Raw genomic sequence first — 24255 nt, 5'->3', positions numbered from 1 at the left:
ACTTTAGTGTGCGTCCGCACTGCCGTTACTGTAAGGAACGTGCAGATGAGTCAAGCGTTGGTGAGGATCGCGGCCGGATGGCTGCTGGGCCTCATGCTTGCCATTGCCGGAGCCATCGTGGCCATCAACGTTGTGAACAACACCGTGGCCAGCCCGCAGCAGCCGGTACGGGAATACCTGGATGCTTTGAGGAGCGGAGACGGCGGGCGTGCACTCGGACTCCTGCGGGCCGCGGTCCCGCCCAGCAATGCTGCAATGCTGGATGGCCCCGGGCTGCAGACGGCGGCGTCCCGTGTAGCGAACATCAAGATCGGCGACCCTGAGGAACGTCCGAACAACCAGGTCACGGTGCCCCTGGAGTACACCATCGACGGCAGCCGGCTGCACACTGACTTCCTCCTGCAGAAGACCGGCACCGAGTGGCTGTTCTTCAACACCTGGGCGTTTGTCCCGTCCCGGCTGCCCACCGTTGATATCACCGTGGTCAACGGCAACGAGGCTGACGTCAACGGCGTCCCGGTCAATATGCCCAACGGCCGCAACTCCTTTGCCGTGTTCTACCCGGGCGAATACGAGGCGTCCCTGGACGGACAGTACTTCTCGGCACCCGCCACCAGGGCCACCGTCACCTCCAAGGACGCCCCGGTGGCGCCCCTCAACCTGTTGACCCAGGCCACGGACAAGCTGAAGAACGACGTTGCAGCCAAGATCCGGGAGTTCCTGGACGGCTGCGCGGCGGAGGCCGTCAAGGAACAGAAGCTCCAGCCGGACTGCCCCTTCTACTACACCAGCAACAACAGGGTCCAGGACGGCACCATCCGGTGGACCGTGACCAAGTACCCGGGTGTATCAGTGGAGCCGTTCGACGGCCGCTGGGTGGTGGCGCCCCTGGACGGCAAGGCCAAGGTGGAGGCGCTCCAGCAGAACTCGTTCACCGGGGCCTGGTACCCGCTGGACGCAGAGGTGGACTTCAGCTTCACCACCCGCCTGGACGTCTCCGGCGACACCGTCAAGGTCACCCCGATGCTGAGCTTCTAGGCCCTGCTTCCAAAGTGGCCCAGTTTTGGTCCCCTAGTTGACGTGCTGCCCGGAGTTTTAGACCCAGTCCTGTCGAAAACTGGGCTGGTTCGGCTGCGGCCACCGCAGCGAACCCCGCGCCAGCACCTCCCGCACCTGCGCCAAGACGGACTCCGGCGCGTAAACCACATCGTCGTAGAAGAATCTGAGCACGGGCAGGCCCCGACGTATTGCGGCGTTATCCCTGCGGCGGTCCTTCTTGTATTGCCGTGGCTCCATGTGGAAGGCGATTCCATCGATCTCGACGATGAGGAATCCCTCCAGGAGGAAGTCCACACGTCCTATTCCCTCGATCCACACTTGCGTCTCCGTGGCTATCCCGGCATCCCTGAACAGCACCCGGGCCAGGGTTTCCAGGAGGGAGTCCGCGCCACGCTCAACCTTGGACAGCACCTGCCGGGCCTTGCCGCATCGATTGCCATCCAAGAGGCGGAAGAGATGGCCGGGCTCAATGTCTCCGCGGTTATAGGCGCATTCCACCATGACCACGGATTCGAGTTCCGGCAGGCACAGCAGCGCGTGGAGCAGGACGTCGGGCAGTGCTGCAAGCGTCCTGTGCTGCGGCTGCTGGGTCAGGGGAAGCCTGTGGCTGACACATCGGGCTGCACTCCGCCCATTGCTGTGCCAGTAATGGGGCGTCGCGGCGGAACGCAGCTGCCATAGGCCGTATTTCGGGGCTGCGGAGGCACATGTCAGGAGACCGCGGGCCCTGCCGGCAGCCATCAGCTCCGGATCAGCGCCTGCAACGGCCAAGACGCCCCGCTCCAGGCGTACCACCTGGCCGCTCCGGACCGCCCGCCGAAGCGCCGTTTCCGTAGCCCCTGCGGCCAGCACGTCACGCCGCAGCAGTACTCCCCCGGCCGACCTGAGGATCTCTGTAGGGTCCATGAGGCCACAATGCCTGCCTGCCCTGGCCTGCGGCAGAAGTAACGGAGGCTATGTGGACAACGGCGCGTCCAGACTGGCCCAGTTTTCGGGGAGCAGAGACAGGACTGGCCCGGTCTTCAGGGCACGACGCTCTGAAAACCGGGCCAGTTCAGCAAAACCAGCGGAGGGTCAGTCCATTCCGCGCAGGTCCAGGACCAGTTCCGTGTCACCATCGGCCTGCAGGACCACGGGGATGCCCCAGTCCTGCTGGTACAGGTGGCAGGCGGCGTGGTCGGGGATTTCGCCGTCCTCGGTCTCGGGGCCGTCGCAGGCCGCGGCGCGGGCGGTAATGTGCAGCACGCCCTCGGGCACGTCCGGGGACAGCTCCAGGGTGCGCTGCAGTCCCACGGAGGTTCCGCCGCCGGAGACCAGCAGCCCGGGAGGCGTGGAGGAGATCTTCAGCTGGGTGGGGTCGCCCCAGCGGTCGTCGAGCTTCTGCCCCGTGGGCGCCGTGAAGCGGACGGTCAGGTCCAGCGCGCCGGGCGCCACCGGGCTCTTGGGCCGGTGGGTCTGGGAAGCGCCCTCATCCACCTGCTGTGCTTCCTTGGGAATGGGCACGTAGACGATCTGGTGCTTGTTGGCCTCCACCACTACCAGCAGGGGCTCGGAACCGGCCGAGTGGGTGTGGTCCACGATCACGTCGGAGGGCTCGGCCAAACCTCGTGCCAGGGTGGACACGGTGCCGGATGCGGGGTCGTAGCGGCGGACGGCACCGTTGTAGGTGTCCGCGATCGCCACGGAGCCGTCGGGCAGGACGGTCACGCCCAGCGGGTGCTGCAGGCGTGCGTCGGCGGCCGGGCCGTCGCGGAAGCCGAAGTCGAACAGGCCCTTGCCCACTGCAGACTCCACGGTGACCTTCCCGGAATCGTCAACCACCAGCTTCCGCAGTGCGGAGGTCTCCGAATCAGCCACCCAGATGTTGCCGTCGGCGTCCTCGGCCACGCCTGAGGGCTGGGCGAACCAGGATTCGTGCGCGGCGCCGTCCAGCAGGCCCTCAAGCCCGTTGCCCGCGATGATGTCCACTTCGCCGCCCACAGGGTCGAAGCTGAAGATCTGGTGCGTACCGGCCATCGCGACCACCACGGCGTTCAGCTTCCGTGACCACACCACGTCCCAGGGAGAGCTCAGGGAGACTTCGAGCGGGTGCTCGCTCAGCTTGCCCGTGAACCCCGCGGCGTCCTCGTCCACGCGGGCGGGGCCGGTCTCCAGCAGGCGTTGGATCCCATTGCCGGCCAGCGTGGACGCCTTGCCGTCCGTGAGGGACAGACCGCGCAGGCGGTGGTTGACGGAGTCAGCAATTACGACGTCGTAGCCCACCTTGGCTGCCACATCTTCCGGCAGCAGGACCAGGCCCTGGGGTTCGTTGAACTGGGCGGTGGCCGTGTCACCGGCGGCGGGACCGTCGGCATAGCCCTTGGTGCCCGAGCCAAAGGTTGCCAGCACCGTGTGGAAGTCGGTGTCCAGTTCCACCAGCCGGTGGTGGCCGGTGTCGGTGACCAGCCAGGTGCCGGACGTCGGGGCACCTGCGGACGTGCCGCCGTCGGACGCTGCCCCTGAAGCAGACCCGCGGCCGGCGGGCAGGAACAGCGCCTTGCCGGGGAAGCGAAGGGTGCCGGAGGTTGCCTCGGGCGCCACGTACGGGCCGGAGCCACGGTGGAGGGTGCCCTTGGCTTCGTGTTCGGCGATGAGCTCGGGGATCAGCACGGCGAGCCCGTCCGCGTGGCCCTCGCCGGAGAGGTGCGCCACGATGTAGCCCTCGGGGTCGATGACCACCAGGGTGGGCCAGGCACGGGCGGTGTAGGCCTTCCAGGTGTCCAGCTCTGGATCATCCAGGACGGGGTGGTGGATCTCGTACCGCTCCACGGCCGCGGCCAGCGCCACCGGGTCCGCCTCGTGCTCGAACTTGGGCGAGTGGACGCCCACCGTCACCAGGACATCGGAGTACTGCTCCTCCATCGGCCGAAGCTCGTCCAGGACGTGCAGGCAGTTGATGCAGCAGAAGGTCCAGAAGTCCAGCAGCACGATCTTGCCGCGCAGGGCCTCCAGGTCCAGGGTCTTGCCGCCGGTGTTCAGCCAGTTGCGGCCTACCAGTTCGGAGGCCCGGACCCGGGCATGCGTGCGTACGGTTTCGCTCATCAGCGTCCTTCCAGCTTGTTGCGTTCAGCCAGCTTGGCGTCGCGTTCGGCCAATTTGGCAAACATATCGTTGTAAGCGGTCAGATCGGCGTCGTTATTCCTGTCCGCCGCGCGGTCCACGCGTTTGGTCTCCCGCTGGTCGGACCTGGACCACATGATGGCGACGCCGATCGCCACCAGCAGCGTTGGCACCTCACCGATGCCCCAGGCCACCGCGCCGCCGGTCTGCTGGTCGACGAGGGCTGACGGTCCCCAGGCGCGGCCAAGGTTGCCGAAGTAGTCCGCGGCCAGCAGCCCGGTGCCGCCCATGATGGAGACCCCGAAGAAGGCATGGAAGCCCATGGTGGCCAGCAGCAGGAGCAGCCGCATGGGGTACGGCGCACGGCGCGGCAGCGGGTCCGTGCCGATCATGCTGAGCACAAAGATGTACCCGGTGAGCAGGAAGTGCAGGTTCATCAGTTCGTGGCCCACATGCTCGCGCATGGCGAAGCCAAACAGGTCCGAGTAGTAGAACAGCACGATCGAGCCGGCGAAGTTGGCAGCGGCGAACAGCGGGTGGGTGACCAGCTGCGAGAACTTCGAATGGACGAAGACCAGCAGCCATTCGCGCATCCCGCGTGAGCCGTCGCCGCGGGCGGGCAGCGCACGCAGGGCCAGGGTCACGGGGGCGCCCAGCACCAGGAAGATCGGGGCAACCATGGTCAGGGCCATATGGTCCACCATGTGCGCGGAGAACAGGACGCGGCCATAGACCGACGGCGGCCCGGACGTGATGAACGTCAGGACCACCAGGCCAATGACCCAGTTCAGGGACCGGAACCACTGCCAGGAATCGCCCCGGCGGCGGACCTTGGCCACGCCCAGGAAGTAGGTAGCCAGGCCGAAGAGGGCCACGCCCACCCAGAGCCAGTCCAGCCGCCACTCGGTCAACCAGCGTTCGGGCGTCAGCTCCGGGGGCAGCTCGTAGCCGCTGAGGATAAAGGCGGGCGAGGCATTGGCCGCCACTTCCGTTGGCTGCGGCGGCGCCGAGCGGCCCAGGGCCACGGCGATGCCCGAGGTGGCACCCATGACCAGCAGCTCAGCCAGCACCAGCTGCCAGAGGACCCGCCGCGAGGACAGGGTGGAGCCCTTGCGGCCCAGCTGCGGGATGACCCACTGCCGGTGCATGAAGCCGATGCCGCCCAGGACCACCGCCGCGGCAGTCTTGGCCAGGATCAGCTGGCCGTACGCCGAGCCGAAGAGATCATGCCAACTGGTGACTCGGATGCTGGCGTTGATGATGCCCGAGGCGAAGACCAGCATGAACGCGAAGCCGGCCAGGGTGGAGAACCGCCGGAGCGTGGGTTCGGTGATATCCGTGGCTGCCCCGGCCTTGGACCCCGTGAGGATCCCGGACAGCAGGGCCAGGATGATGATGCCGCCCACCCAGGTGCTCACGCCCACCAGGTGCAGGCCGAGTGAGTTGATGGCGCCCTCGTGGTCCGAAGAGCTCGACGAGTGTCCGATCAGGGCGGTGGGGACCAGGCCGATGAGGGCCAGGATGAGGGTCAGGGCGAGGCCGCCCAGGGACCTGACGCCGAACAGCGCGGTGGTCACCACGGCGGCAATGATGATGACGGCAAGCCATGCCCGGCCCGTCTCGATGTCCGTCATGAAGTACACCAGGGCCTGGGTGAACGCGGGATCGCCGGACAGCCCCTGCCCTGCTACGTCGGCATAGGTGAGCACCAGGACTGCGATGGCGGACAAGGTCCACACGGCGCCCGCGACGGCCGCCACAGCGAGCACGCGGGTGAAGGCGGGATGTTCGGGCGCACCGCCGGCTGGTGGAGTTTCCCGGTCCCGGCCCCGCACGGCGCTGTTCCGGGGGTTCAGGTTTTTGGGGAGGATGCCGACGGCGAAGATCAGGCCTCCGACGACGGTCGCCAGGGAGACGTTATGGATTGCCTTGCTGACGGGCAGGCCCCACCGCACCAGGGCGCCGGGGTCGGCGACGCTGCGCGCCGCTGCAGCGCCGGAGAAGATCAGTGCTGCTGCAAGGGCCAGGAAGAGTGCCGCCAGGCCTGCAAGCTGCCAGGGCACCGGGATCCCCCGGCTTCCGGCGTCCCGGACCGCAGCTCCCTTGCCAGGATCGGACTGGGGCGCGGTGGAACGTGGAGTTGCGGCGGAAGACACCATTCCATTGTCCGCTACGCCTGCCTGCGCCGCGAATCCGGGTTGTATGCCAGTGAGCAGTTGGAGCCGGGGAACGGTTGGAGCCGGGCCGTTAAAGCAAAGGAGCGGCAACCCGATGGGTTGCCGCTCCTTGTTCCAGCCGGCTGCATGCCGGGAGGGACAAGCTTTACTTCTTGGAGACCGCAGCCTTCAGCTTGGAGCCGGCGGTCAGCTTGACGCTGTGGCCTGCTGCGATCTGGATGGTTTCGCCGGTCTGCGGGTTGCGGCCGGTGCGTGCTGCACGGTCAGTGCGCTCGACGGCGAGCCAGCCCGGGATGGTGATCTTCTCGCCCGCGGCGACAGAAGTCTCGAAAACCTCGAACAGTGCATCGAGGACGGAGTTGACGGCAGCCTGGCTGGTGCCGGCCTTGCCTGCTACCTCTGCAACAAGTTCACTACGGTTCTTAGCCATTTATGTCCTCCTGGACGATTCTGATTCTGGAGCCTGCACGCGGCATGCGCACAAGCCACTGTCCGAAAACTTACCAGCTTGGGCGCTTCCGGTCCGCAAATTCCGCGTGTTTCCGCGACTTTTTGAGGTTAATCACCGATTCCGGGGCCCATTTTCAGCCCTTGGAGGAAGGCTTTGCGCTTCCTGCCGGGTTTCCTGGGACGCCGCGTCCGGTTCCATGAAGGGGAGTTGGGGTTAAATGTGGGAGGCCCCAACCTGGTGGTTGGGGCCTCGACCAATGTGTGTCCGGCGGTGACCTACTCTCCCACACCCTCCCGGGTGCAGTACCATCGGCGCTGTGGGTCTTAGCTTCCGGGTTCGGAATGGGACCGGGCGTTTCCCCCACGCTATGACCGCCGTAACCCTTGTACCCGCCCGCCCGGTGTTTTGTTCGGGGGTGGGAAGTCTGGTGGTTACAACATTGTGGTGTTGTTATTCAGTTGTGTTGGTTCCGTGCCGTGACAACCCCGCGTGTTGGGGGGTTGTTGGTTGGGAACCACATAGTGGACGCAAGCAGAGTTTGTATGTATCTGTGTGGTGTAAGTTGTTGGCCTATTAGTACCGGTCAGCTTCACGAGTCGTTAGTCCTCGCTTCCACATCCGGCCTATCAACCCAGTGGTCTGGCTGGGGGCCTCTCACACCCGAGGGTGTATGGAAATCTCATCTCGAAGCGAGCTTCCCGCTTAGATGCTTTCAGCGGTTATCCCATCCGAACGTAGCTAATCAGCGGTGCACTTGGCAGTACAACTGACACACCAGAGGTTCGTCCGTCCCGGTCCTCTCGTACTAAGGACAGCCCTTCTCAAATTTCCTGCGCGCGCAGCGGATAGGGACCGAACTGTCTCACGACGTTCTAAACCCAGCTCGCGTACCGCTTTAATGGGCGAACAGCCCAACCCTTGGGACCTACTCCAGCCCCAGGATGCGACGAGCCGACATCGAGGTGCCAAACCATGCCGTCGATATGGACTCTTGGGCAAGATCAGCCTGTTATCCCCGAGGTACCTTTTATCCGTTGAGCGACGGCCATTCCACAATGTACCGCCGGATCACTAGTCCCGACTTTCGTCCCTGCTCGAGATGTCTCTCTCACAGTCAAGCTCCCTTGTGCACTTACACTCGACACCTGATTGCCAACCAGGCTGAGGGAACCTTTGGGCGCCTCCGTTACTTTTTAGGAGGCAACCGCCCCAGTTAAACTACCCATCAGGCACTGTCCCTGACCCGGATTACGGGCCGAAGTTAGATGTCCAAAGTGACCAGAGTGGTATTTCAACGATGACTCCACCCGAACTGGCGTCCGGGCTTCAACGTCTCCCACCTATCCTACACAAGCCACTCCGAACACCAATACCAAACTATAGTAAAGGTCTCGGGGTCTTTCCGTCCTGCTGCGCGTAACGAGCATCTTTACTCGTACTGCAATTTCGCCGAGTTTATGGTTGAGACAGCGGGGAAGTCGTTACTCCATTCGTGCAGGTCGGAACTTACCCGACAAGGAATTTCGCTACCTTAGGATGGTTATAGTTACCACCGCCGTTTACTGGGGCTTAAATTCTCAGCTTCGCCTTGCGGCTAACCGGTCCTCTTAACCTTCCAGCACCGGGCAGGAGTCAGTCCGTATACATCGTCTTGCGACTTCGCACGGACCTGTGTTTTTAGTAAACAGTCGCTTCCCCCTGGTCTCTGCGGCCCCGATCCCCTCCACACCGCAAAGGGTGTATCAAGGTTGGGGCCCCCCTTCTCCCGAAGTTACGGGGGCATTTTGCCGAGTTCCTTAACCATAATTCTCTCGATCGCCTTGGTATTCTCTACCTGATCACCTGTGTCGGTTTGGGGTACGGGCGGCTAAAACCTCGCGTCGATGCTTTTCTCGGCAGCATAGGATCACCAAATCCCCCCAAACGGGGGTCCCATCAGATCTCAGGCACCATGAGTGGCGGATTTGCCTACCACTCGCCCTACATCCTTAGACCGGGACAACCATCGCCCGGCTCGGCTACCTTCCTGCGTCACACCTGTTAATACGCTTGCCTCCCGGGATCAGGTCCTGCGCTCCACCAAAACCCTCACACCACAAGGGCGCTCGGGCAGGCTTCGGGCAGTTAGTATCCCCCGCTCAGCATGGGCGGTTTTTCGCCGGTACGGGAATATCAACCCGTTGTCCATCGACTACGCCTGTCGGCCTCGCCTTAGGTCCCGACTTACCCAGGGCAGATTAGCTTGACCCTGGAACCCTTGATCATTCGGCGGACGGGTTTCTCACCCGTCTTTCGCTACTCATGCCTGCATTCTCACTCGTGTAGGCTCCACCGCTGGTTTACACCGCGACTTCACCGCCCACACGACGCTCCCCTACCCATCCACACGCCTGAACCACAAGGGCTTAGCTAAAATGTGAATGCCACAACTTCGGCGGTGTACTTGAGCCCCGCTACATTGTCGGCGCGGAATCACTTGACCAGTGAGCTATTACGCACTCTTTTAAGGGTGGCTGCTTCTAAGCCAACCTCCTGGTTGTCTGGGCAACTCCACATCCTTTCCCACTTAGCACACGCTTAGGGGCCTTAGTTGGTGGTCTGGGCTGTTTCCCTCTCGACTATGAAGCTTATCCCCCACAGTCTCACTGCTGCGCTCTCACTTACCGGCATTCGGAGTTTGGCTGACGTCAGTAACCTTGTAGGGCCCATTAGCCATCCAGTAGCTCTACCTCCAGCAAGAAACACGCAACGCTGCACCTAAATGCATTTCGGGGAGAACCAGCTATCACGAAGTTTGATTGGCCTTTCACCCCTACCCACAGCTCATCCCCTCCATTTTCAACTGAAGTGGGTTCGGTCCTCCACGACGTCTTACCGTCGCTTCAACCTGGCCATGGGTAGATCACTTCGCTTCGGGTCTAGATCACGCCACTCACACGCCCTATTCAGACTCGCTTTCGCTACGGCTGCCCCACACGGGTTAACCTCGCGACGTAACACTAACTCGCAGGCTCATTCTTCAAAAGGCACGCCGTCACCAGAATCAGACTGGCTCCGACGGATTGTAAGCACACGGTTTCAGGTACTGTTTCACTCCCCTCCCGGGGTACTTTTCACCTTTCCCTCACGGTACTGGTCCGCTATCGGTCATTAGGGAGTATTTAGGCTTATCAGGTGGTCCTGACAGATTCGCACGGGATTTCTCGGGCCCCGTACTACTTGGGATACTCTCACAGGCGGTACAAACACATTACGGTTACGGGACTAACACCCTCTCTGGCCGGCCTTTCAAAACCGTTCACCTATGCGCGCACATCACACCCCACCAGCCCGGCAGAACTGGTATGGAAAGTCCCACAACCCCGACCATGCAACGCCCGCCGGCTATCACACATGGAACGGTTTAGCCTGATCCGCGTTCGCTCGCCACTACTAACGGAATCACTATTGTTTTCTCTTCCTGCGGGTACTGAGATGTTTCACTTCCCCGCGTTCCCCCCACGCACCCTATGTGTTCAGGTACGGGTCACCGAGTCACTCGCGCGCTCGGCGGGGTTTCCCCATTCGGACACCCTGGGATCACAGTCCGGTTATCGACTCCCCCAGGCTTATCGCAGATTCCTACGTCCTTCTTCGGCTCCTAATGCCAAGGCATCCACCGTGTGCTCTTAAAAACTTGACCACAAAGATCAAAAACATTTCTCGAGAGAACCACAGAAACCAACCACACCCCAACACCCAAAGGGCATCAACAGCGCAGCCAGATCCAGGTTCATTAATCTTGGAAATTGCTTCTTATACAAGATGCTCGCGTCCACTATGTAGTTCTCAAACAACAACCCCACACCACACACCCCACACACCCAAACAGGCGCACGGAACGTCACGGCAGGGAAACCAGAAACAAACAAACCCAGGGGAAAACCCCCGGCCCTGTTGCCTCAGGACCCAACAGTGTGCCAAACACTACCCAGCAACCCAAACCAGCCGCGTTCCAGAACACCCGCCCTCCCCCGAAGAGAAGAACAAAACATTCGTACTAACCACACCGGTCCGTGCCACCAGGCACCTATTTGTTGATATTCCACCCATGAGCACCCGCCACGGAACAATCGTCCATGCTGCGGGCTTGCTTCCTGACAACCCCCCACACCGGCATTCACCAGCACAGAAGAGTTGGAGGTGCTCCTTAGAAAGGAGGTGATCCAGCCGCACCTTCCGGTACGGCTACCTTGTTACGACTTAGTCCCAATCGCCAGTCCCACCTTCGACAGCTCCCTCCCACAAGGGGTTAGGCCACCGGCTTCGGGTGTTACCAACTTTCGTGACTTGACGGGCGGTGTGTACAAGGCCCGGGAACGTATTCACCGCAGCGTTGCTGATCTGCGATTACTAGCGACTCCGACTTCATGGGGTCGAGTTGCAGACCCCAATCCGAACTGAGACCGGCTTTTTGGGATTAGCTCCACCTCACAGTATCGCAACCCTTTGTACCGGCCATTGTAGCATGCGTGAAGCCCAAGACATAAGGGGCATGATGATTTGACGTCGTCCCCACCTTCCTCCGAGTTGACCCCGGCAGTCTCCTATGAGTCCCCACCATCACGTGCTGGCAACATAGAACGAGGGTTGCGCTCGTTGCGGGACTTAACCCAACATCTCACGACACGAGCTGACGACAACCATGCACCACCTGTAAACCAGCCCCAAAGGGGAAACCACATTTCTGCAGCGGTCCGGTTCATGTCAAGCCTTGGTAAGGTTCTTCGCGTTGCATCGAATTAATCCGCATGCTCCGCCGCTTGTGCGGGCCCCCGTCAATTCCTTTGAGTTTTAGCCTTGCGGCCGTACTCCCCAGGCGGGGCACTTAATGCGTTAGCTACGGCGCGGAAAACGTGGAATGTCCCCCACACCTAGTGCCCAACGTTTACGGCATGGACTACCAGGGTATCTAATCCTGTTCGCTCCCCATGCTTTCGCTCCTCAGCGTCAGTTAATGCCCAGAGACCTGCCTTCGCCATCGGTGTTCCTCCTGATATCTGCGCATTTCACCGCTACACCAGGAATTCCAGTCTCCCCTACATCACTCTAGTCTGCCCGTACCCACCGCAGATCCGGAGTTGAGCCCCGGACTTTCACGGCAGACGCGACAAACCGCCTACGAGCTCTTTACGCCCAATAATTCCGGATAACGCTTGCGCCCTACGTATTACCGCGGCTGCTGGCACGTAGTTAGCCGGCGCTTCTTCTGCAGGTACCGTCACTTACGCTTCTTCCCTACTGAAAGAGGTTTACAACCCGAAGGCCGTCATCCCTCACGCGGCGTCGCTGCATCAGGCTTTCGCCCATTGTGCAATATTCCCCACTGCTGCCTCCCGTAGGAGTCTGGGCCGTGTCTCAGTCCCAGTGTGGCCGGTCACCCTCTCAGGCCGGCTACCCGTCGTCGCCTTGGTAGGCCATTACCCCACCAACAAGCTGATAGGCCGCGAGTCCATCCAAAACCACAAAAGCTTTCCACCAACCACCATGCGATGGAAGGTCATATCCGGTATTAGACCCAGTTTCCCAGGCTTATCCCAGAGTCAAGGGCAGGTTACTCACGTGTTACTCACCCGTTCGCCACTAATCCACCAGCAAGCTGGCATCATCGTTCGACTTGCATGTGTTAAGCACGCCGCCAGCGTTCATCCTGAGCCAGGATCAAACTCTCCGTTGAAGTAAAACAAAAACAGACACAACCACAACCACCGGAAATAACGGCAGAAACAGCTGCACAAAATTTGAAACCAGCTAAAAACACCATGCACACCACGGGGTGGCGGCACAGCACAATCAACCAATTACATACATAATCGGTATCAACAAACTTGGCACACTATTGAGTTCTCAAACAACAGACACACCCGGCACCACCCAAACCAACGTCCAGGCTCGCTCCGGAGCAACTTTCCAAACTTACCCGGTTCCAACAAGCTTCGCAAATCAGCGTTACCGCGATCCACTCCACTCGAAAACCAGCCCCACCCGCGTCCGGCACGCCAAGAGGCGAACCATTTCCAGGCCGTTCAGTAAGGGGTTTGGCCGCTATCTTTCCGCTTCAGCGGCGGCGACTCAGAAAACAATACCCGCCCCCACACCCAACCGCAAATCGACCCCCGGGGGCCTCTTGTGCTGCCGGAAACCCCGGAATTCCGCGGTTTCCGGCAGCGTGGGCAAGTGATTTCCGCTTCTGAAGCTCGTTTGCTGTTTCTATGGAGTGGCTCACATCCGAAGAGGAGCCGAGGGAGTAGCCGAAGGGGGAGCCGGGACTTCCCTACCCCAGTACCTTGAGGACCACTTCGAAGTCGGCCTGCCTCGGCTTCAGCCGGTACGGCTCCAGAACGCCGGGGCCGCAGGCGGCGGTGCCAACGCCACGCATGAGATGGTCCACGTAGATGTAGCTCCGCCCGTCCGACACCAGATCCGGCCTGTGGTTTGCGGCATCCAGAGCCTGCATGCTGTACGGCCGGACTGTGAGGGCAAAGGGCTCGCCGGAAAGGTGCAGCTCCCTTCCGCCGGTGTGCAGGACAGCGGACCGCACGCCGGACCGGGCTCCCGACTCCTGGGGACGGACGTACTCAACGTCCAGCGCGGCAAGGGGCAGCTCGAACCATCCCGTCCGCGCACCCTGGCCGGTGTCCGGGTAGCCCTGGTGCGGGCCCTGGCCGAACCACCGCACCCCGGTGGTCCGGGAACCCAGCACCAGCTCCAGCCCGATCCGCGCCCATTCCACCTCGAAGCCGGCGTTGACCCAGTCCCCCACGGGCCTGACCTGCGTCCGCAGTCCCAGGGAGTCGGAGCTGGCGGTCCACAGGTAATCCACCAGCACACCGAACTGCTTGTCCGCGGCACCCATGCGCGTGCTGACGCGCAGGTACTCTCCGCCGTCAGGAGAAGTTTCCGCCCGGATGCCCAGCAGGCGGGTGTGGAGCCGGTGGAGTCCTGCGTCCTTCCACTGCGTCGCAAGGGGCCGTTCGTCCGGGCTTCCCCACTCGCGGCCGAGGTCGTTGTCGGTCGGGGGCCACCACAGGACCAGGCCGAACTTTTCCACGGGAAGTCCACCAATGGATGTGGGCATGCCGGTTGCCCGGTTGAACACCGCGGTACCCAGCTGCAGTTCGTCCTGGCCGGCCTCCACCAGGTCCCGGGCCTGCACCCCCGTGCCTGGTGAGGCAAGGCGGACAGCCTGCCCCCAAGCAACCTCGTGGCCTGCGGCAGCCCACCCAGTATCGTTGGCCAGCACAGCGCTGACGGTGAGCACCGCACCCGCGTCCTGCGCCAACCCCGCCACACACGCGGCAACCTCCGCCGGCAGCTCAACAACAGCCGTGGACTGCGCCGCAAGCGGCGCAACGGCCACCGTTCCCTCCAGCCGTGTCCCGCCGTCGTCCTCCACCTTGTACTCAAAGCGGTAGGCGGAGGTGTCCGCAAAGTCCTGCCGGTTCCGCAGCGTGAAGCTGCCCCATGAGGAGGAAACGTCAATGCCCAGAGGCTCGATGACCTTCTTGAAATCCAACAGCCCGGGACGGGGTTTGCGGTTGGCATCCACCAGCCCGTCCGTGACGAAATTGCCGTCGTGGACTTCCTCGCCAAAGTCCCCGCCGTAAGCGAAGTGTTCGCCGCTGCCCGGGGAAGGAACAAGGATCCCGTGCTCCAGCCACTCCCAGACAAAACCGCCCATCAGCCGCGGATACGTGTCGAACAGGTCCTGGTACTCGGTCATGCCGCCCGGCCCGTTTCCCATGGCATGCACATATTCGCACAGCACGAACGGCATGGCTCGGCGCCGAGCGTCCAGTTCGGCGTCCTCAAGCGCCGGCTCGATGCCCTGCCCGATGAGCGCCGTCTCGGCCTGGCTGGCATACATCCGGGAGTAGACGTCCACGTACGGTGAGGACCAGTCGCCCTCGTAGTGGATGGGACGGGACGGGTCACGGTCCTTGGCCCAGCGGGACATCGCCGCAAGGTTCCGGCCGGTGCCTGCCTCGTTGCCCAGCGACCACATGATCACGGAAGGGTGGTTCTTGTCGCGCTCAAGGGTTCGCTGCATCCGGTCCAGCAGGGCTTCCTCCCACTGCGGATCGTCGCTGGGGTTCTGTGCCCAGCCGGCGCAGTGGAAGCCGTGCGTTTCCAGGTCGCATTCCAGGACTACGTAGAAACCCAGCTGGTCTGCCAGCGCCAGGAACTCCGGGTGCGGCGGGTAGTGCGAGGTCCGGATGGCATTGATGTTGTGTTGCTTCATCAGCCGCAGCTCCGCCTCCACCACGTCCCGCGGGACCACACGGCCCAGCCGGGGGTGGTGCTCGTGGCGGTTCACTCCCCGGAGCAGGATCCGGCGGCCGTTCACCTTGAACTGGGCGTCCTCGATGACGAGGCTGCGGAAACCCACCTGCAGGGCAACGGTCTCGCCCGGGGTGCTGACCGTTGCGCCATAGAGGCGGGGAACTTCGGCGGACCAGGGCTGCACGCCGGGGACACGCTGCTCCGCCCCTGCTGGAAGTTCCAGGCCAAGTTCCGGAATGCGTACGACGGCGTCAATCGCCCGCCCGGCCCGGCTCACCTCGACGCGGAGCGTGCCCTCGCCCGTGCCCGGGTCATAGCCGGCGTGGACGAAGACGTCGTCGATGCCGTCCACCGGCCGCGCCTGCAGGGTGACGTCCCGGAAGATCCCCGGGAGCCACCACATGTCCTGGTCCTCCACATAGCTGGCGGCGGAGAACTGGGCCACCCGCACGGCCAGCGTGTTGGTTCCCTCGACCAGGATGCCGGACACGTCGAATTCGTGGGCCAGGCGGCTTCCGCGGGTGGTCCCGAGCTCCACTCCGTTCAGCCACACGGTTCCGGCCGAGTCGATGCCGTCGAACCGGAGCACGGCGTGCGGGAAGAACTCCGGGCCGGCCTCAAAGGTCACCAGGTGATCGCCGATGGGGTTGGCGTCCGGTGGGTAGGGAGGTTCCACCGGGAAGGGAAACTGCACGTTGGTGTAGGCCGGAGAGCCGTGCCCGTGCATGTTCCAGCTGGAGGGGACGGGCAGCGGGGTGAAGCCGGAGAGGTCATTGCCCTGCTGCCAGTCGTCGTGTGGGGCCGCCCGGATTCCCGGGCTCAGCCGGAACTGCCATTCTCCGTTGAGTAGGAGCCGGGGTGCGTCGGACTCCAGGTAGGCCCGCGCCGGGAGGCTTCCCCGGCCGGGTCCCAGCGAGGCTAATTCTGCGACGTCTGCGGCAGCCGGATCGAGTCTGCGGTAGGAGGGTCTGGTCGCCGGAGCGGAGCCGTGGCCGGCAGTTGCGGCAGGGGTGTGGGCTGGCATGGAGGTCCTTGAGGGGAGTTTCGGAAGTGCCTACGTGAACGTTCACGCAGTTGCATGTTTAGCCTATCCGCTCGGTCATGATTTGAGTAGGGGTCAGGCTGATTGCCGGAGGACCAGTTGGTGCTGCAGGGTCAGGTGGGCGCCTGGGGTGCGGTTCTGGATGGCACCTGTGAGTAAACCATCCAGGAGTCCGACGGCGGCGCGGCCCACGGCGCGCAGGTCCAGTGCGAGGGTGGTCAGCTCAGGTGTGAGCAGTTCCCCCAGCGGTATCCCGTCCATGCCGATGACGGCACACTCATTGGGGACGGAGGTGCCTGACTCCCGCAGTGCCTTCAAGGCGCCGGCTGCCATCAGGTCGTTGAAGGCGAGGATGCCATCGGGGCTCCCGCCCCCGGCCAGATGGAGGGCCACCGCCGACCGTGCCGCGGCCGCCGATGGCTGTGCCTGGAGGCGGGCGAGCTGGATGCCTGCCTCCGCTGCCACCGCGGCGGCGGCCGCGCTCCGGCTGCCGGCGGGGCCGCCCTGGTCCGAGTCCAGGAAGAGGATGCTCCTGCACCCGTGGGATGCGAGATGGCGGAGGGCGAGCCTGGCAGCGTGACGGTAGTCAAAGGAGATGCTGCCGGCGGTGCCGGCGTCCGGGGAGTCAAGGGCGACGACGGGACGGCGGCCCATCAGCGCCTGCGCCTCGTCCTGGTGGGGTGCAAGGTATCCGATCAGTGCATCCACCTGGGGCGCAAGCCGCGCGGCGGCGTCAACGGCGCTGCCGGTCCCGTGGCCGTAGTCGTCCACCACCACGTTCCAACCGCGCTCCGTGGCGGCCTCCACCACGCTTGAGGCAAAGGCCGGGAAATAGGGGTTGGTCAGGTCCGGGATGGCGAGGCCAACAGAGATCCGCGCGCCCTGCACAAGGCCCTTGGCGAAGCGGCTGGGGCTGTAGCCCATTTCTGCTGCGAGCTTTTGGACCCGGGCGCGGGTTTCCGCGCTGATGCCTGCCATGTCATTCATGGCCCGGGTGACGGTTTGGCGCGATACGCCTGCAGCGGCCGCCACATCCAGGATGGTTGCACGCCGGTCCCTGGGACTGGGCGTTCGGGGGGTCATAAACGGTAAGTCTAGGCGGTGGTGAAGGCCCGTTTTGATACCGGTGATTGGTGGGTTAAATGTGGGAGGCCCCAACCTGGTGGTTGGGGCCTCGACCAATGTGTGTCCGGCGGTGACCTACTCTCCCACACCCTCCCGGGTGCAGTACCATCGGCGCTGTGGGTCTTAGCTTCCGGGTTCGGAATGGGACCGGGCGTTTCCCCCACGCTATGACCGCCGTAACCCTTGTACCCGCCCGCCCGGTGTTTTGTTCGGGGGTGGGAAGTCTGGTGGTTACAACATTGTGGTGTTGTTATTCAGTTGTGGTGGTTCCGTGCCGTGACAACCCCGCGTGTTGGGGGGTTGTTGGTTGGGAACCACATAGTGGACGCAAGCAGAGTTTGTATGTATCTGTGTGGTGTAAGTTGTTGGCCTATTAGTACCGGTCAGCTTCACGAGTCGTTAGTCCTCGCTTCCACATCCGGCCTATCAACCCAGTGGTCTGGCTGGGGGCCTCTCACACCCGAGGGTGTATGGAAATCTCATCTCGAAGCGAGCTTCCCGCTTAGATGCTTTCAGCGGTTATCCCATCCGAACGTAGCTAATCAGCGGTGCACTTGGCAGTACAACTGACACACCAGAGGTTCGTCCGTCCCGGTCCTCTCGTACTAAGGACAGCCCTTCTCAAATTTCCTGCGCGCGCAGCGGATAGGGACCGAACTGTCTCACGACGTTCTAAACCCAGCTCGCGTACCGCTTTAATGGGCGAACAGCCCAACCCTTGGGACCTACTCCAGCCCCAGGATGCGACGAGCCGACATCGAGGTGCCAAACCATGCCGTCGATATGGACTCTTGGGCAAGATCAGCCTGTTATCCCCGAGGTACCTTTTATCCGTTGAGCGACGGCCATTCCACAATGTACCGCCGGATCACTAGTCCCGACTTTCGTCCCTGCTCGAGATGTCTCTCTCACAGTCAAGCTCCCTTGTGCACTTACACTCGACACCTGATTGCCAACCAGGCTGAGGGAACCTTTGGGCGCCTCCGTTACTTTTTAGGAGGCAACCGCCCCAGTTAAACTACCCATCAGGCACTGTCCCTGACCCGGATTACGGGCCGAAGTTAGATGTCCAAAGTGACCAGAGTGGTATTTCAACGATGACTCCACCCGAACTGGCGTCCGGGCTTCAACGTCTCCCACCTATCCTACACAAGCCACTCCGAACACCAATACCAAACTATAGTAAAGGTCTCGGGGTCTTTCCGTCCTGCTGCGCGTAACGAGCATCTTTACTCGTACTGCAATTTCGCCGAGTTTATGGTTGAGACAGCGGGGAAGTCGTTACTCCATTCGTGCAGGTCGGAACTTACCCGACAAGGAATTTCGCTACCTTAGGATGGTTATAGTTACCACCGCCGTTTACTGGGGCTTAAATTCTCAGCTTCGCCTTGCGGCTAACCGGTCCTCTTAACCTTCCAGCACCGGGCAGGAGTCAGTCCGTATACATCGTCTTGCGACTTCGCACGGACCTGTGTTTTTAGTAAACAGTCGCTTCCCCCTGGTCTCTGCGGCCCCGATCCCCTCCACACCGCAAAGGGTGTATCAAGGTTGGGGCCCCCCTTCTCCCGAAGTTACGGGGGCATTTTGCCGAGTTCCTTAACCATAATTCTCTCGATCGCCTTGGTATTCTCTACCTGATCACCTGTGTCGGTTTGGGGTACGGGCGGCTAAAACCTCGCGTCGATGCTTTTCTCGGCAGCATAGGATCACCAAATCCCCCCAAACGGGGGTCCCATCAGATCTCAGGCACCATGAGTGGCGGATTTGCCTACCACTCGCCCTACATCCTTAGACCGGGACAACCATCGCCCGGCTCGGCTACCTTCCTGCGTCACACCTGTTAATACGCTTGCCTCCCGGGATCAGGTCCTGCGCTCCACCAAAACCCTCACACCACAAGGGCGCTCGGGCAGGCTTCGGGCAGTTAGTATCCCCCGCTCAGCATGGGCGGTTTTTCGCCGGTACGGGAATATCAACCCGTTGTCCATCGACTACGCCTGTCGGCCTCGCCTTAGGTCCCGACTTACCCAGGGCAGATTAGCTTGACCCTGGAACCCTTGATCATTCGGCGGACGGGTTTCTCACCCGTCTTTCGCTACTCATGCCTGCATTCTCACTCGTGTAGGCTCCACCGCTGGTTTACACCGCGACTTCACCGCCCACACGACGCTCCCCTACCCATCCACACGCCTGAACCACAAGGGCTTAGCTAAAATGTGAATGCCACAACTTCGGCGGTGTACTTGAGCCCCGCTACATTGTCGGCGCGGAATCACTTGACCAGTGAGCTATTACGCACTCTTTTAAGGGTGGCTGCTTCTAAGCCAACCTCCTGGTTGTCTGGGCAACTCCACATCCTTTCCCACTTAGCACACGCTTAGGGGCCTTAGTTGGTGGTCTGGGCTGTTTCCCTCTCGACTATGAAGCTTATCCCCCACAGTCTCACTGCTGCGCTCTCACTTACCGGCATTCGGAGTTTGGCTGACGTCAGTAACCTTGTAGGGCCCATTAGCCATCCAGTAGCTCTACCTCCAGCAAGAAACACGCAACGCTGCACCTAAATGCATTTCGGGGAGAACCAGCTATCACGAAGTTTGATTGGCCTTTCACCCCTACCCACAGCTCATCCCCTCCATTTTCAACTGAAGTGGGTTCGGTCCTCCACGACGTCTTACCGTCGCTTCAACCTGGCCATGGGTAGATCACTTCGCTTCGGGTCTAGATCACGCCACTCACACGCCCTATTCAGACTCGCTTTCGCTACGGCTGCCCCACACGGGTTAACCTCGCGACGTAACACTAACTCGCAGGCTCATTCTTCAAAAGGCACGCCGTCACCAGAATCAGACTGGCTCCGACGGATTGTAAGCACACGGTTTCAGGTACTGTTTCACTCCCCTCCCGGGGTACTTTTCACCTTTCCCTCACGGTACTGGTCCGCTATCGGTCATTAGGGAGTATTTAGGCTTATCAGGTGGTCCTGACAGATTCGCACGGGATTTCTCGGGCCCCGTACTACTTGGGATACTCTCACAGGCGGTACAAACACATTACGGTTACGGGACTAACACCCTCTCTGGCCGGCCTTTCAAAACCGTTCACCTATGCGCGCACATCACACCCCACCAGCCCGGCAGAACTGGTATGGAAAGTCCCACAACCCCGACCATGCAACGCCCGCCGGCTATCACACATGGAACGGTTTAGCCTGATCCGCGTTCGCTCGCCACTACTAACGGAATCACTATTGTTTTCTCTTCCTGCGGGTACTGAGATGTTTCACTTCCCCGCGTTCCCCCCACGCACCCTATGTGTTCAGGTACGGGTCACCGAGTCACTCGCGCGCTCGGCGGGGTTTCCCCATTCGGACACCCTGGGATCACAGTCCGGTTATCGACTCCCCCAGGCTTATCGCAGATTCCTACGTCCTTCTTCGGCTCCTAATGCCAAGGCATCCACCGTGTGCTCTTAAAAACTTGACCACAAAGATCAAAAACATTTCTCGAGAGAACCACAGAAACCAACCACACCCCAACACCCAAAGGGCATCAACAGCGCAGCCAGATCCAGGTTCATTAATCTTGGAAATTGCTTCTTATACAAGATGCTCGCGTCCACTATGTAGTTCTCAAACAACAACCCCACACCACACACCCCACACACCCAAACAGGCGCACGGAACGTCACGGCAGGGAAACCAGAAACAAACAAACCCAGGGGAAAACCCCCGGCCCTGTTGCCTCAGGACCCAACAGTGTGCCAAACACTACCCAGCAACCCAAACCAGCCGCGTTCCAGAACACCCGCCCTCCCCCGAAGAGAAGAACAAAACATTCGTACTAACCACACCGGTCCGTGCCACCAGGCACCTATTTGTTGATATTCCACCCATGAGCACCCGCCACGGAACAATCGTCCATGCTGCGGGCTTGCTTCCTGACAACCCCCCACACCGGCATTCACCAGCACAGAAGAGTTGGAGGTGCTCCTTAGAAAGGAGGTGATCCAGCCGCACCTTCCGGTACGGCTACCTTGTTACGACTTAGTCCCAATCGCCAGTCCCACCTTCGACAGCTCCCTCCCACAAGGGGTTAGGCCACCGGCTTCGGGTGTTACCAACTTTCGTGACTTGACGGGCGGTGTGTACAAGGCCCGGGAACGTATTCACCGCAGCGTTGCTGATCTGCGATTACTAGCGACTCCGACTTCATGGGGTCGAGTTGCAGACCCCAATCCGAACTGAGACCGGCTTTTTGGGATTAGCTCCACCTCACAGTATCGCAACCCTTTGTACCGGCCATTGTAGCATGCGTGAAGCCCAAGACATAAGGGGCATGATGATTTGACGTCGTCCCCACCTTCCTCCGAGTTGACCCCGGCAGTCTCCTATGAGTCCCCACCATCACGTGCTGGCAACATAGAACGAGGGTTGCGCTCGTTGCGGGACTTAACCCAACATCTCACGACACGAGCTGACGACAACCATGCACCACCTGTAAACCAGCCCCAAAGGGGAAACCACATTTCTGCAGCGGTCCGGTTCATGTCAAGCCTTGGTAAGGTTCTTCGCGTTGCATCGAATTAATCCGCATGCTCCGCCGCTTGTGCGGGCCCCCGTCAATTCCTTTGAGTTTTAGCCTTGCGGCCGTACTCCCCAGGCGGGGCACTTAATGCGTTAGCTACGGCGCGGAAAACGTGGAATGTCCCCCACACCTAGTGCCCAACGTTTACGGCATGGACTACCAGGGTATCTAATCCTGTTCGCTCCCCATGCTTTCGCTCCTCAGCGTCAGTTAATGCCCAGAGACCTGCCTTCGCCATCGGTGTTCCTCCTGATATCTGCGCATTTCACCGCTACACCAGGAATTCCAGTCTCCCCTACATCACTCTAGTCTGCCCGTACCCACCGCAGATCCGGAGTTGAGCCCCGGACTTTCACGGCAGACGCGACAAACCGCCTACGAGCTCTTTACGCCCAATAATTCCGGATAACGCTTGCGCCCTACGTATTACCGCGGCTGCTGGCACGTAGTTAGCCGGCGCTTCTTCTGCAGGTACCGTCACTTACGCTTCTTCCCTACTGAAAGAGGTTTACAACCCGAAGGCCGTCATCCCTCACGCGGCGTCGCTGCATCAGGCTTTCGCCCATTGTGCAATATTCCCCACTGCTGCCTCCCGTAGGAGTCTGGGCCGTGTCTCAGTCCCAGTGTGGCCGGTCACCCTCTCAGGCCGGCTACCCGTCGTCGCCTTGGTAGGCCATTACCCCACCAACAAGCTGATAGGCCGCGAGTCCATCCAAAACCACAAAAGCTTTCCACCAACCACCATGCGATGGAAGGTCATATCCGGTATTAGACCCAGTTTCCCAGGCTTATCCCAGAGTCAAGGGCAGGTTACTCACGTGTTACTCACCCGTTCGCCACTAATCCACCAGCAAGCTGGCATCATCGTTCGACTTGCATGTGTTAAGCACGCCGCCAGCGTTCATCCTGAGCCAGGATCAAACTCTCCGTTGAAGTAAAACAAAAACAGACACAACCACAACCACCGGAAATAACGGCAGAAACAGCTGCACAAAATTTGAAACCAGCTAAAAACACCATGCACACCACGGGGTGGCGGCACAGCACAATCAACCAATTACATACATAATCGGTATCAACAAACTTGGCACACTATTGAGTTCTCAAACAACAGACACACCCGGCACCACCCAAACCAACGTCCAGGCTCGCTCCGGAGCAACTTTCCAAACTTACCCGATCAACCACCCCGACGCAAATCCATTTCTCAGGATTCCCATCAGACCAGAAGACGGTCCCCCACCAATTTCCGGCGCCCTAAGGAGCGACCAGAATTTGGTCTTGAATTTGGGGGTTTGGCCACCCGCGGTTACCAGCTCTTGACTGTCTCCCCCGCGGCGACTTAGAAAACAATACACGCACTCGTGGCCCACCGCAAACCGCTCATCCAATGGCTGCAATTCCCCGGGATTCCGGGGCAGGAACGGCCGTGCGGGGCACCCGCCGGCCTCCCGCCGTCGTAATTCCGCTGTGTGCGCTGCCGCACATCCGGCGGCCATCACGGCAGACACAGAAGGGCCGGCAACCCTAAGGTTGCCGGCCCTTCTCAAGCAGCTGGATTCAGCGGTGCTGGATTACCAGGAAGACTTGGTGATGCCCGGGAGTTCGCCCTTGTGGGCCATGTCGCGGAAGCGGACACGGGAGATGCCGAACTTCTGGAAGGTACCGCGGGGGCGGCCGTCGATGATGTCGCGGTTACGCAGACGGATCGGGGACGCGTTGCGGGGCAGCTTCTGCAGGCCCAGGCGGGCTGCTTCGCGTGCTTCGTCGGTTGCGTTCTCGTCAACCAGGGTCTTCTTCAGCTCGAGGCGCTTTGCAGCGTAACGCTCAACGATGACCTTGCGCTGCTCGTTGCGAGCAATCTTGGACTTCTTAGCCATGTTTAGCGCTCCTCTCGGAATTCGACGTGCTGGCGGATCTTGGGGTCGTACTTCTTCAGGACCATGCGGTCCGGATCGTTACGACGGTTCTTGCGGGTTACGTAGGTGTAACCCGTACCCGCGGTCGACTTGAGCTTGATGATCGGACGTACGTCCTTGTCCTTAGCCACTAGAGCTTCACCCCACGAGCCAGGATCTGGGCGACGACTACGTCGATGCCGCGTACGTCGATGGTCTTGATGCCACGTGCAGAGACCTGCAGCGTGACGTTACGGCGCAGGGACGGAACCCAGTAGCGCTTCTTCTGGATGTTCGGATCGAACCGACGCTTGTTGCGGCGGTGCGAGTGCGAAATGCTGTGCCCAAAGCCCGGCTCGGCCCCGGTCACTTGGCAGTGTGCTGCCATGACTTCTCCTCAAGAATTGAAAGTAATGATCCGCATATCTGCTGCTGGACCATGCTGCTAAGGGCGACCCAAAAATGCAGAAGGGCAACGGTTAGTCACGCAACTTGAGCC

Annotated in this window: 10 protein-coding genes and 6 rRNA genes; 1 reads left to right on the top strand and 15 read right to left on the bottom strand. The window is 61.2% G+C overall.

The annotated features are described in order from the left end of the window. The first annotated feature begins 45 nt into the window (after positions 1-45). A complete protein-coding gene (locus tag AC6JAM_RS09860) occupies positions 46-1038 on the top strand; it encodes a hypothetical protein (protein WP_196804800.1) in 993 nt (330 codons plus the stop codon). A 57-nt stretch (positions 1039-1095) separates the two neighbouring features. On the opposite strand, the gene AC6JAM_RS09855 is transcribed toward AC6JAM_RS09860, so the two are convergent. The 15 genes from AC6JAM_RS09855 to rpmB form a co-directional block, all read right to left on the bottom strand. After that, positions 1096-1965: a type IV toxin-antitoxin system AbiEi family antitoxin domain-containing protein gene (locus AC6JAM_RS09855; RefSeq protein WP_223993001.1), complete on the bottom strand. Its 870-nt coding sequence runs from the start codon at positions 1963-1965 to the stop codon at positions 1096-1098. A 168-nt stretch (positions 1966-2133) separates the two neighbouring features. Then, positions 2134-4140, bottom strand: a complete 2007-nt coding sequence (locus AC6JAM_RS09850) for an NHL domain-containing thioredoxin family protein (protein WP_497934558.1) — start codon at positions 4138-4140, stop codon at positions 2134-2136. Continuing rightward, positions 4140-6317, bottom strand: a complete 2178-nt coding sequence (locus AC6JAM_RS09845; protein ID WP_497934557.1) for a bifunctional copper resistance protein CopD/cytochrome c oxidase assembly protein — start codon at positions 6315-6317, stop codon at positions 4140-4142. The genes AC6JAM_RS09850 and AC6JAM_RS09845 overlap by 1 nt, the downstream gene beginning before the upstream one ends. Before the next feature lie 163 nt (positions 6318-6480). Then, the gene (locus AC6JAM_RS09840; RefSeq protein WP_011693739.1) at positions 6481-6765 is read right to left on the bottom strand and encodes an HU family DNA-binding protein; all 285 of its coding nucleotides are present in this window, start codon (positions 6763-6765) and stop codon (positions 6481-6483) included. Positions 6766-7048: 283 nt separating this feature from the next. Next, positions 7049-7165: ribosomal RNA gene (gene rrf, locus AC6JAM_RS09835) — 5S ribosomal RNA — on the bottom strand. Between the two features lie 173 nt (positions 7166-7338). Beyond that, positions 7339-10468 (bottom strand): 23S ribosomal RNA (locus AC6JAM_RS09830). 511 nt (positions 10469-10979) lie between these two features. After that, a 16S ribosomal RNA gene (locus tag AC6JAM_RS09825) occupies positions 10980-12502 on the bottom strand. The 16S, 23S and 5S rRNA genes sit together here, the layout of an rRNA operon. 597 nt (positions 12503-13099) lie before the next feature. Then, positions 13100-16132, bottom strand: coding sequence for a glycoside hydrolase family 2 TIM barrel-domain containing protein (locus tag AC6JAM_RS09820; protein WP_497934556.1), 3033 nt, complete (start codon positions 16130-16132; stop codon positions 13100-13102). 93 nt (positions 16133-16225) lie between these two features. Continuing rightward, positions 16226-17233 (bottom strand): LacI family DNA-binding transcriptional regulator, encoded by a 1008-nt coding sequence (locus AC6JAM_RS09815; protein WP_026266224.1) that lies wholly within the window; start codon positions 17231-17233, stop codon positions 16226-16228. A 104-nt stretch (positions 17234-17337) separates the two neighbouring features. Then, positions 17338-17454: ribosomal RNA gene (gene rrf, locus AC6JAM_RS09810) — 5S ribosomal RNA — on the bottom strand. A gap of 173 nt (positions 17455-17627) precedes the next feature. After that, positions 17628-20757, bottom strand: a 23S ribosomal RNA gene (locus tag AC6JAM_RS09805). A 511-nt stretch (positions 20758-21268) separates the two neighbouring features. Then, positions 21269-22791: ribosomal RNA gene (locus tag AC6JAM_RS09800) — 16S ribosomal RNA — on the bottom strand. Between the two features lie 641 nt (positions 22792-23432). After that, positions 23433-23738 (bottom strand): 30S ribosomal protein S14, encoded by a 306-nt coding sequence (gene rpsN / locus AC6JAM_RS09795; RefSeq protein ID WP_009358853.1) that lies wholly within the window; start codon positions 23736-23738, stop codon positions 23433-23435. A 2-nt stretch (positions 23739-23740) separates the two neighbouring features. Next, positions 23741-23908: a 50S ribosomal protein L33 gene (rpmG, locus tag AC6JAM_RS09790; protein WP_013602737.1), complete on the bottom strand. Its 168-nt coding sequence runs from the start codon at positions 23906-23908 to the stop codon at positions 23741-23743. Beyond that, positions 23908-24144 (bottom strand): 50S ribosomal protein L28, encoded by a 237-nt coding sequence (rpmB, locus tag AC6JAM_RS09785; RefSeq protein ID WP_013602738.1) that lies wholly within the window; start codon positions 24142-24144, stop codon positions 23908-23910. Before rpmB ends, rpmG begins: the two co-directional genes overlap by 1 nt. Between the last annotated feature and the right edge of the window lie 111 nt (positions 24145-24255).

This window comes from Arthrobacter sp. GmRoot5-12, assembly GCF_059739365.1.
This window is presented reverse-complemented; position numbering and strand designations above follow the sequence as displayed.